Origin of the sequence: Streptomyces gottesmaniae, from assembly GCF_031845845.1 — a bacterium.
GTDB classification, from domain to species: domain Bacteria; phylum Actinomycetota; class Actinomycetes; order Streptomycetales; family Streptomycetaceae; genus Streptomyces; species Streptomyces akebiae.
This window is the reverse complement of record NZ_JAVRFJ010000002.1, coordinates 377,291-387,245: the sequence shown is the minus strand read 5'-3', so window position 1 is coordinate 387,245 and position 9,955 is coordinate 377,291. Positions and strand designations below refer to the sequence as shown.

The 9,955-nt window shown below is 73.0% G+C and carries 7 protein-coding genes; 5 read left to right on the top strand and 2 right to left on the bottom strand.

Annotation, left to right across the window (positions count from 1 at the left end; all coding sequences use genetic code 11):
- A partial coding sequence (locus tag RM704_RS04205; RefSeq protein WP_311589494.1) for a GAF domain-containing protein occupies nt 1–1,059 on the bottom strand: 1,059 nt, incomplete at its 3' end.
- 398 nt (nt 1,060–1,457) lie between these two features.
- On the opposite strand from RM704_RS04205, the gene RM704_RS04200 reads away from it, so the two are divergent.
- A complete protein-coding gene (locus RM704_RS04200; RefSeq protein WP_033526555.1) occupies nt 1,458–2,816 on the top strand; it encodes a lysylphosphatidylglycerol synthase transmembrane domain-containing protein in 1,359 nt (452 codons plus the stop codon).
- A gap of 262 nt (nt 2,817–3,078) precedes the next feature.
- On the top strand, nt 3,079–4,347 hold the full coding sequence (locus RM704_RS04195) for a beta-ketoacyl-[acyl-carrier-protein] synthase family protein (protein WP_033526556.1): 1,269 nt from the start codon (nt 3,079–3,081) through the stop codon (nt 4,345–4,347).
- 56 nt (nt 4,348–4,403) lie between these two features.
- Here RM704_RS04195 and ku read toward each other — a convergent pair whose 3' ends face one another.
- Complete coding sequence (gene ku / locus RM704_RS04190; RefSeq protein ID WP_498076427.1) at nt 4,404–5,480, bottom strand: non-homologous end joining protein Ku; 1,077 nt, start codon at nt 5,478–5,480, stop codon at nt 4,404–4,406.
- Nucleotides 5,481–5,689: 209 nt separating this feature from the next.
- Here ku and RM704_RS04185 point away from each other — a divergent pair, with 209 nt between their 5' ends.
- The 3 genes from RM704_RS04185 to ligD all read left to right on the top strand — a co-directional run bounded on the left by RM704_RS04185 (nt 5,690) and on the right by ligD (nt 9,869).
- On the top strand, nt 5,690–6,097 hold the full coding sequence (locus RM704_RS04185) for a VOC family protein (protein ID WP_033526595.1): 408 nt from the start codon (nt 5,690–5,692) through the stop codon (nt 6,095–6,097).
- A gap of 290 nt (nt 6,098–6,387) precedes the next feature.
- On the top strand, nt 6,388–8,787 hold the full coding sequence (locus RM704_RS04180) for an ATP-binding cassette domain-containing protein (protein WP_033526558.1): 2,400 nt from the start codon (nt 6,388–6,390) through the stop codon (nt 8,785–8,787).
- 200 nt (nt 8,788–8,987) lie between these two features.
- Nucleotides 8,988–9,869: a non-homologous end-joining DNA ligase gene (gene ligD, locus RM704_RS04175; RefSeq protein WP_033526559.1), complete on the top strand. Its 882-nt coding sequence runs from the start codon at nt 8,988–8,990 to the stop codon at nt 9,867–9,869.
- Nucleotides 9,870–9,955: the final 86 nt, after the last annotated feature.

The following is a 9,955-nucleotide window of genomic DNA, read 5'->3' as shown; positions in this document are numbered from 1 at the left end:
GGGTGGGGGCTGACCCTGCGGGGCTTCGGCCGGCGGGGGCAGCAGTTGCGTGTGGCGGAGGTGGGGGCCGCCCAGGACGCGGGCCTCGACGACCACGCCGGTCTCGCCCGACTCGCTCATGATCGGGCGGCGCAGGAGGGTGGCGACGCGGTTGCCGGAGAGGGTGACCTCGTCGAGGGTGCGGTGGGGTGAGGCGATGAGTTCCTCGGCCTTCTCCCGGAGGACGGCCATGTCGACGCGGCCGAGGGGCTCGGCGTACCGGCCGCCGTCGTCCCGCGCCCAGGGCGGTCGCTCGGGCTGGCGGGGCCAGGTGTCCGTGCCTGCGGCTGCCGCGCCCGCCCCCGCGCCTGGGCCCGGACTCACACCTGGACCTGGACCCGCGGCGGCACGGGCGGCCCGGCGGTAGGCGGCCAGGAGCGCCTGCTCGCGTTGCGTGGCCTGTTCCAGGAGTGCGGCCTCGATGTCGTGGGCCGCCTCTCGGACGAGCCGCAGCATGGCGGGGTCGCTGTCGTCGCGCAGGCAGGTGAGGTCGAGGACGGCCTCGACGCGGCCGCTGAGCGGGTTGCGGACGGGGGCGCCCGCGCAGGCGAACGGGGAGAGGCAGTCGGCGAAGTGTTCCCGGCCGAGGACGAGGACGGGTTGCCGCTCGGCGAGGGCGGTGCCCACGCCGTTGGTGCCGGCGGCGGCCTCGGAGGCGCAGAAGCCCGGGGCGAAGTTCACCTCGTCGAGACGGTTGAGGAGCTGTCGGTCGCCGCCGTGCCGCTGGATCATGCGGGCCTGTCCGTCGCAGAGCACGACGGTCATGCTGACGTCCGCGAGGGAGGCGGTGAGCCGTGTGAGCACCGGGCCGGCGGCGCGCAGGAAGGGGTCCTCCATCGCGAGGTCGGGCACGAAGGGGACGAGCAGCCGGTGGGGTTCGAGGCCGGCGGAACGGCAGCGCTTCCACGAGTCCAGCACCGGGTCGCGAACGTCGGAGTCGACGTGCGCGCCCGCGAGGAAGCGCTCATGGGCATCGACGAGACCGCCGATGTCGTCCCAGGAGACGGACAACGGGATCACTTCCCTCACCTGCGCACGGCCCGCCGCGTACCGCCACCGGACGCGCCCACGGGCCGCCTGCCAGGCGCTACAACCCTAGACCTTGCGTGACGCATATCACAACGGCGCGGGTGGGGTGGGACGGGGGGCCGCAGGGGTGTGTGGGGTCCCCGTTGTGGAGGTCCTGGGAGTGACTTGTGTCTCATACGGGGTGGGGACGTTCGGACGGGTGCCGACGGCGGAGTCGCTGTTCGGAGGCCGTGTCGTCGTTCTGGCGGTGGCAGGAGTTCGGGCGGTGCATACCGGGGAGTCATTTGGGGTGGGAACGGTCCTGGGGTTCCCTTCGTTCTTGACTTGCCCTGCCTCCGTCGGTGCGGTCCCCCGCCGTACCGACGCGACGCGGAAGGACGACGTGCCCTTTGTTCCCGCTCCCGCTCGACGCGCCGCCCCCCTCGCGGCCCACCCCGTCCCCGGATCCCGAACCGCTCACCCTGATACCCAGCCCGGCCCGTCCCGTGGACCTCACCCGGGCCCCGAGCCAAGCCACACCCACGGCCGCCGACCCCACGGCTGCCGACTTCACGGCCGCCGACCCCACGGTTGCCGCAACCCCCGCGAACCCGACGGCGCCCACGACCGCTCCGCCCTGCGTCCTCACCCCTGACCCGGGGCCGACAGCGCTCGCCGGCCCCACCCCGGCATGCCCCGCTCCCGCCCCCGCCCCGGGCGACCCCCTCACCCCCTGCGACCCCACCTCCGCCCAGCACGCCGCCCCCCACCCGCCCCGGCTCGTCGCGCTGCTGCCCGGCCGGGTCCGGGCGCTGCTGCCCGCCCGGACGGCCGCCAACGGCCGACGCTTGCGGCTCGCTCTCACACTGTTGCCGTTGCTGCTGCTCGGCGTCTGGGCGGCGGTCGACTGGCGCACCGTGCACGGCGGGGCGGTACGGCTGGCCTCGGCCGATCCGCGGTGGCTGCTGGCCGGGGTGCTCTTCACCGCCCTGTGCTCGGTGGCCTCCGCGTGCGTACGTCAGGGGGCGGTGCCGGAACGGCTGCCGCCGGGCCAGTTGCTGGCCACGCAGTTCGCGGCCGGGGCGGCGGGTCACGCGCTGCCGGGCAACATCGGCGCCCACGCCGTCGTCCTGCGCTTCCTGCGGCGCCGGGGCATCCCGCTCGCCCGGGCCACGTCCTCGCTCGCCCTGTACTCGGCGGTCAAACCCGTGGCCAAGACGCTGGTGATCGTCGCCTTCGTCATCGCCTTCCCGGGCACGCTCCGCCTGACCGAACTGCTCCCGAAGGGCGAGACGCTCGCCCTGGTCGGTGCGATCACCGGCGTCAGCCTCGCCGCCGTGGTCACGCTGCTCACGACCGTACGGCCGTTGCGGCGGCCGCTGATCGGAGGGCTGCGTTCCGCCCTCACCGACACCCGGATCGTGCACAGCCGACCCGTCCGCGCGCTCTCCCTGTGGGGCGGGGCCGCCGCCTTCCCGCTGTGCCAGGGGGCCGTGGTCGCCTCGGTCGGCTCCTCGCTCGGGCTGCCGCTGTCCTGGCCGCAGATGCTCTTCGCCTACCTCGTCGCCAGTACGGCCGCCGGTGCCGTGCCCGCGCCGGGTGGCCTCGGCCCGATGGACGCGGCGCTCGTCTTCACCCTGGTCGCCTTCGGCGCGCCGGCGACCCTCGCCACCACCACGGTCATCGGCTACCGCGTGCTCACCGTCTGGCTCCCTCTCCTCCCCGGCATGCTCGTCCTCTCGGCGCTGGTGCGGGCGAAGGTGCTCTGAGGGGACGGCGCGGCGAGCGGACGCGCGCCGCGAGCGGACGGCACACCCGAGGGCACACCGAGGGCACGGTGACCTCAGGGGCACGGTGATCCGAGCGGAACTCGGCGCGCCCTGCGGCCGGGCAGGGGGCCGGCCGACGTACGGGCCCGACCGTGGGGACACCCTTCGGGGGGCACCCGTGTGGGGTGCAGGAAGCAGTTGAAACGGGAACCATCTCTGGAACAGGAGGACCGGGCGGGGCTGGGCAGGTCGGGGAGGGCGTATGTCGTACGCGGTGGGGCGTCGGGTGGTCGTCACGGGGCTGGGGGCCGTCACTCCACTCGGGGTGGGCGTGGGTGAGCTGTGGCAGGGCCTGCTGGAAGGGCGATGCGGGATAAGGGAGCTGGACGGGGAGGAGTTCGCCGAGTTACCCGTGCGGGTCGCGGGGACGGTGCCGGTCGACCCCGCCGAGCTGCTCCCCCGGCCCCGGGCCCGGCGCATGAACCGGGCCGCGCGGTTCGCCGTGCTGGCGGCGCGGGAGGCGTGGCGGGACGGCGGCTTCGATCCCGGCGGTACGGCGCGCAGCGGGCTCGACGCGGGGCGGGTCGGGGTGTCCTCCGGGGCGATCCTCGGTGACGCGTCGGTGCTCGTGGCCGGCGACCGGCAGTTGCGGGAGCGGGGGCCGCGCGCTGTCTCCCCGCTCACGACCCCGATGTGCGTGCCCTCGCAGGCGGCGTCGCAGATCTCGCTGGACCTCGGTATCACCGGGGAGGCGCGGACCGTCACCAGTGCGTGCGCCTCCGGTACCGAGGCGGTCGGGCAGGCGGTCGACCGGATCCGCTACGGGCGGGTGGACGTGGCGCTCGCGGGTGGGGCCGAGGCGGTGGTGACCCCGGCGATCATGGCGTCCTTCGCGGCGATGCGGGCGCTGTCGCGGCATGGACTGAACGGTGGTGGGGCGAGTCCGTCCCGGCCGTTCGCGAGGGACCGGGACGGGTTCGTGAACGGCGAGGGAGCGGGCTTCCTGCTGCTGGAGGCGGAGGACCATGCCCGGGCTCGTGGGGCCCGGATCTACTGCGAGGCCGCGGGGTGGGGGCTGTCCGCCGACGCGCATCACATGGCGGCGCCCGATCCGTCGGGCTCGGGGGTGGCGCTCGCGCTGCGGCGGGCGCTGGAGGACGCGGCGGCGGGGCCCTCGGACGTGGTCCACGTCAACGCGCACGCCACCGCCACGGTCGACGGCGACCTCGCGGAGGCGAACGCGCTGGCGGCGGTGCTGTCGGGGCGCCGGGTGCCGGTGACGGCGCTCAAGGGGCACCTCGGGCACCTTCAGGGCGCGGCCGGGGCGGTGGAGGCCCTCGCCACCGCGCTCACGCTGCACCACGGGCTCATCCCGCCGACCATCGGCTGCGCCGACCAGGACCACGCCATCACCCTCGACCTCGTCACCACCGCCCCGCGCGCTCTCCCGGCCGACGGCGACCTCGCCCTCACGAACTCCTTCGGCTTCGGCGGCCACAACGCGGTCCTGGCCCTGCGCCGCACCGCCTAGGCCGCCCTGTCGTCGATCACATTCCCGTCCGCCCCGCGAACGGCGCGGGCGGGCGGTCAGGCCGAGCGCTTGCGGGCGGCGGTCTTCTTCGCCGCGGTCTTCTTCGCGGGGGTCTTCGCCGTCGACGACTTCGTCGACGCCGTGGATTTCGTGGTCGAGGTCGTCGATTTCGAGGTCGCCGTCTTTCTGGGGGCCTGCTTCTTCGTGGCCGCCTTCTTCGTCGGCTGTGCGGACCTGGAGGTCGACTTCTTGGGGGCGGCGGCCGTTTTCCCGGTGGACGCGGTGGACTTCTTTCCGGAGGCCTCTTTGGGGGTGGGCCGGGACGCGAGACGGGTGACGTCGGCGCCGGCCTCCTCGCCCCGGGACTCCTTGGCCTCACGCACGCTCTTCTCCAGTGCGGCCATGAGGTCGAGAACCTTGCCCTCCGCGGCCGGGACCGGGGCGCTCGGCGGCTCCTCGCCGGAGGCCTTCGCCGCGATCAGTTCCTCGACCGCCTCGCGGTAGTCGTCGTGGAGGGACTCCAGGTCGACCTCTCCGAGCGTGTCCATGAGGGCGTCCGCGAGGTCGAGTTCCTTGTCGCGGACGGTGACACTCGCGTCGGGGGCGACCCCCTCGGTCGTACGGATCTCGTCGGGCCAGAGCAGACCGTGCATGGCCAGGACGTCGTCCACCACCCGGAGCATCCCCAACCGCTCGCGCCCACGGAGCGCGTACTTGCAGATGGCGACCTTTCCGCTGCGCTTGAGCGCCTCGCGGAGGAGGGTGTACGGCTTGGCGGCGGGGACCCCGTTCGCGGCGAGGTAGTACGCGGCGTCCACCTGGAGCGGGTCGACCTGTTCCGCCGGTACGAAGCCCTCGATCTCGATCGTCTTGGCCGTGGGGATGGGCAGCGACGCGAGGTCCTCGTCGGTGATCGGGATCATCGTGCCGTCCGCGTCCTCGTACGCCTTGCCGATCTCCCCCTGCGTCACCTCACGGTCCTCCAGCTCGCAGACCTTGCGGTAACGGATGCGGCCGCCGTCCTCCAGGTGGACCTGGCGGAAGGAGACGGAGTGGCTCTCGGTCGCGTTCACCAGCTTGATCGGGATGCTGACCAGGCCGAAGGAGATGGCGCCGTTCCAGATGGATCGCACGGGCAGCACGCACCTTTCGGGTCCCTGCTTCCGGTTTGTCCACACCGTAACGCCGACCCGCCGCCCTTGCTCGTCGGCCGCCGGGCACACCCCCGGAGCGACCCGGCCCGGCTCGCCACCGGCCTGGCGGGACCCGCCACGGGCCCCGCCTCCGGACCGGTCAGGATTCGAGAAGCGCCGCCGGGTGGGGCGCGCCTAGCGTGAAGGCCATGAACCTCACCATCAACGCGAGCTTCCTCCCGCACGACGATCCGGACGCCTCCCTCGCCTTCTACCGCGACGTCCTCGGCTTCGAGGTGCGCGACGACGGCGGGTACGACGGCATGCGCTGGATCACGGTCGGACCGGTCGGTCAGCCCGGCACGTCCATCGTCCTGGAGCCCCCGGCGGTCGACCCGTCCGTCGACGAGGGCGAGCGCCGCATGATCGTCGAGATGATGGCGAAGGGGACGTACGCCCGTGTCCTCCTCGCCACCACCGACCTCGACGGCGCCTTCGCGCGGCTGGAGGCGGGCGGCGCCGAGGTCGTCCAGGAGCCGACGAAGCAGCCGTACGGCGTCCGCGACTTCGCCGTCCGTGATCCGGCGGGCAACCTCATCCGCGTCCAGGAGGTCTGAGATCCGGGGGCCGCCGTGATCGTGCGACGCGAAGAGGACCGTCGTCGTACGAAGGCGCACGGCGGACGCGGACGACGAACAGCGGACGCGCGGCACACCCGGAGCGGATGCGCGGCAGCCCGCAGCGGACCCGCGGAACACGCACGGCGGGCGCACCCACGCACGTACCGTACGCAGCGGACTGTTCCAGCGGACCTGTTCCCAGCGGATCGGAAGCGGACGGGCGTCGTCGGACCGGCGACGCCGGCGGGGAGCGTGGGACGCGGCCCCGCCCGACAGATGGAGGAACGATGACCAAGGCCACGAGGGCGCGGACCGAGGCGCAGGCTCCCGGGCCGCACGCCGCCGACAGCCATGATCTGATCCGTGTGCACGGGGCGCGCGAGAACAATCTCAAGGACGTCAGCATCGAGATCCCGAAGCGCCGGCTCACGGTGTTCACGGGGGTCTCCGGCTCGGGGAAGAGCTCGCTGGTGTTCGACACGATCGCCGCCGAGTCGCAGCGGCTGATCAACGAGACGTACAGCGCCTTCCTCCAGGGCTTCATGCCGAACCTGGCCCGTCCCGAGGTGGACGTGCTGGACGGGCTGACCACCGCGATCACCGTGGACCAGCAGCGGATGGGGTCCGATCCGCGTTCCACCGTCGGCACCGCCACCGACGCCAACGCGATGCTGCGCATCCTCTTCAGCCGGCTCGGCAGACCGCACATCGGTCCGCCCGGCGCGTTCTCCTTCAACGTCGCCTCGGTCTCGGCGAGCGGCGGCCTCACGGTCGACCGGGGCGCCGACAAGACCAAGACGGAGAAGGTGACGTTCAGCCGCACCGGTGGGATGTGCACGCACTGCGAGGGCCGGGGCACGGTCTCCGACATCGACCTCACACAGCTGTTCGACGACACCAAGTCGCTGTCCGAGGATCCGTTCACCATCCCCACCTACACGGGGGACGGGTGGGTCGTGCGGGTCATCGCCGAGTCGGGCTTCTTCGACAAGGAGAAGCCGATCCGGAAGTACACCAAGAAGGAACGGCACGACTTCCTGTACCGCGAGCCGACCAAGGTGAAGATCAACGGGGTCAACCTCACCTACGAGGGGTTGATCCCGAAGCTGCAGAAGACCTTCCTCGCCAAGGACCGCGAGTCGATGCAGCCGCACATCCGGGCCTTCGTGGACCGGGCTGTCACCTTCGCCCAGTGCCCCGACTGCGGCGGCACCCGGCTGAGCGAGCTGGCCCGCTCCTCACGGATCGGCGAGCTCAACATCGCGGACGCCTGCGCGATGGAGATCCGTGACCTGGCCGAGTGGGCGCGCGGGATCGAGGACGCGTCGGTGGCGCCGCTGCTCGCCAAGCTGCACTACACGCTCGACTCGTTCGTGGAGATCGGCCTCGGGTACCTCTCGCTGGACCGGGCCTCCGGCACGCTCTCCGGCGGCGAGGCGCAGCGGACGAAGATGATCCGCCATCTCGGATCGTCGCTCACCGACGTCACCTACGTCTTCGACGAGCCGACCATCGGGCTGCACCCGCACGACATCGAGCGGATGAACAACCTGCTCCTGCGGCTGCGCGACAAGGGCAACACGGTGCTGGTGGTGGAGCACAAGCCGGAGACCATCGCCATCGCCGACCACGTCGTGGACCTCGGCCCCGGCGCCGGTACGGCGGGCGGCACCGTCTGTTTCGAGGGCACCCTGGAGGGGCTGCGGGCGAGCGACACGGTCACCGGACGTCACCTCGGCGACCGGGCCGCGCTGAAGGAGACGGTGCGCAAGCCCACGGGCACGCTGGCGATCCGGGGCGCGACGGCGAACAACCTGCGAGACGTGGACGTCGACATCCCGCTCGGTGTGCTCACCGTCGTCACCGGTGTCGCCGGCTCCGGGAAGAGCTCGCTGGTCCACGGCTCGATCCCGAGCGAGGAGGGCGTGGTGTCGGTCGACCAGACCCCGATCCGCGGCTCCCGGCGCAGCAACCCGGCCACGTACACCGGGCTGGCCGACCCGATCCGCAAGGCCTTCGCCAAGGCCAACGGGGTCAAGCCGGCGCTGTTCAGCGCCAACTCCGAGGGGGCCTGCCCCACCTGCAACGGCGCCGGTGTCATCTACACCGACCTGGCGATCATGCAGAGCGTCGCCACGACGTGCGAGGAGTGCGAGGGGAAGCGGTTCGAGGCGTCGGTGCTGGAGTACCGCTTCGGCGGCCGGGACATCAGCGAGGTGCTCGCGATGTCGGTGACCGAGGCCGAGGCGTTCTTCGGGGAGGGTGAGGCGCGCACCCCGGCCGCCCACCGGATCGTCGAGCGGATGGCGGACGTCGGGCTCGGCTACCTCACCCTCGGGCAGCCGCTCACCACGCTCTCCGGCGGTGAGCGGCAGCGGCTGAAGCTGGCCACCCACATGGGTGACAAGGGCGGGGTCTACGTGCTCGACGAGCCGACGACGGGCCTCCACCTCGCCGACGTGGAGCAGTTGCTCGGGCTGCTCGACCGGCTGGTCGACGCGGGCAAGTCGGTGATCGTCATCGAGCACCACCAGGCGGTCATGGCGCACGCCGACTGGATCATCGACCTCGGCCCCGGCGCCGGACACGACGGCGGCCGGATCGTCTTCGAGGGCACCCCTGCCGATCTGGTCGCGGCCCGCTCCACCCTCACCGGCGAACACCTGGCCGCGTACGTCGGCGCCTGAGCGCCTGGGCGGGGGCGCCGGGGCGCGGGCTGGTTCTCGGGACGCGGGCTGGGGCGTCGGGGCGCTTCGGGAGCGCCGGGGCGTGTCGGGACTCCCGGGCGCCCGGCACCCCGGCACCCCCGCCCCCGGCCCCCTGCCCCTGCCCCTGCCCCCTAGGGCATTTACTCCCTTTCGCACCGAATCATGGGATTCTGGCTCCCATGACGCCGATCACCGAGGTGGAGGGCCACAGGGTCGCCCTCTCCAACCTGGAGAAGGTCCTCCACCCGGCGACGGGCTTCACCAAGGGCGAGCTGCTGCACTACTACGCCACGACGGCGGACGCCCTGCTGCCGCACCTGCGCGACCGCCCGGTCTCCTTCCTCCGCTACCCGGACGGGCCGGGCGGCCAGGTCTTCTTCACCAAGAACGTGCCGCCGGGCACGCCGGAGTGGGTCACGACCGCCGAGGTACGGCGGATGGAGGGGCCGGCCCGGATGGTGCTGGTCCAGGACCTGGCGAGCCTGATGTGGGCCTCGAACCTGGTCGTGGAGTACCACACGCCGCAGTGGACCGTCCGCACCTCCGACGAGGCCGACCGGCTGGTGTTCGACCTGGACCCCGGGTCGCCCGCGACGGTCGTCGAGTGCTGCGAGGTCGCCTGCTGGCTGCGGGAGCGGCTCGCGGCGGACGGGATCGAGGCGTACGCGAAGACGTCCGGGTCGAAGGGGCTGCATCTGCTGGCGGCGGTGCGCGGGGCGTCCTCGGAGCGGGTGTCGGAGTACGCCAAGGAACTCGCCGTCGAGGCGGAGCGGGCGATGCCCCGCCGGGTGGTCCACCGGATGACCCGCAGTCTGCGCCCCGGCAAGGTCTTCGTCGACTGGAGCCAGAACGCCGCCCGCAAGACCACGGCCGCGCCGTACACCCTGCGGGCCCGCCCCGAGCCGACCGTCTCCGCGCCGGTGACCTGGACCGAGGTCGAGGAGGGCGCCGCCCCCGAGCGGCTGCTCTTCCGCGCTCAGGACATCGCCCCCCGGCTGCAGGACTACGGCGACCTGCTGGCACCGCTCCTGGACCCGGAGGCTGCACGCCCCCTGCCGTGACACGGCCCGCCGCCGGTCCGCCCGGGCTCACCCGCACCGACACGCACGACCGCACCGGCGCCCACCGCGAGGCACGCCCACGCCCG

What these genes read in the sequence shown, in the direction of transcription:
- RM704_RS04195 (WP_033526556.1), top strand. Translation starts at nt 3,079, where the DNA reads ATGTCGTACGCGGTGGGGCGTCGGGTGGTCGTCACGGGGCTGGGGGCC.
- RM704_RS04185 (WP_033526595.1), top strand. Translation starts at nt 5,690, where the DNA reads ATGAACCTCACCATCAACGCGAGCTTCCTCCCGCACGACGATCCGGAC.
- RM704_RS04180 (WP_033526558.1), top strand. Translation starts at nt 6,388, where the DNA reads ATGACCAAGGCCACGAGGGCGCGGACCGAGGCGCAGGCTCCCGGGCCG.
- ligD (WP_033526559.1), top strand. Translation starts at nt 8,988, where the DNA reads ATGACGCCGATCACCGAGGTGGAGGGCCACAGGGTCGCCCTCTCCAAC.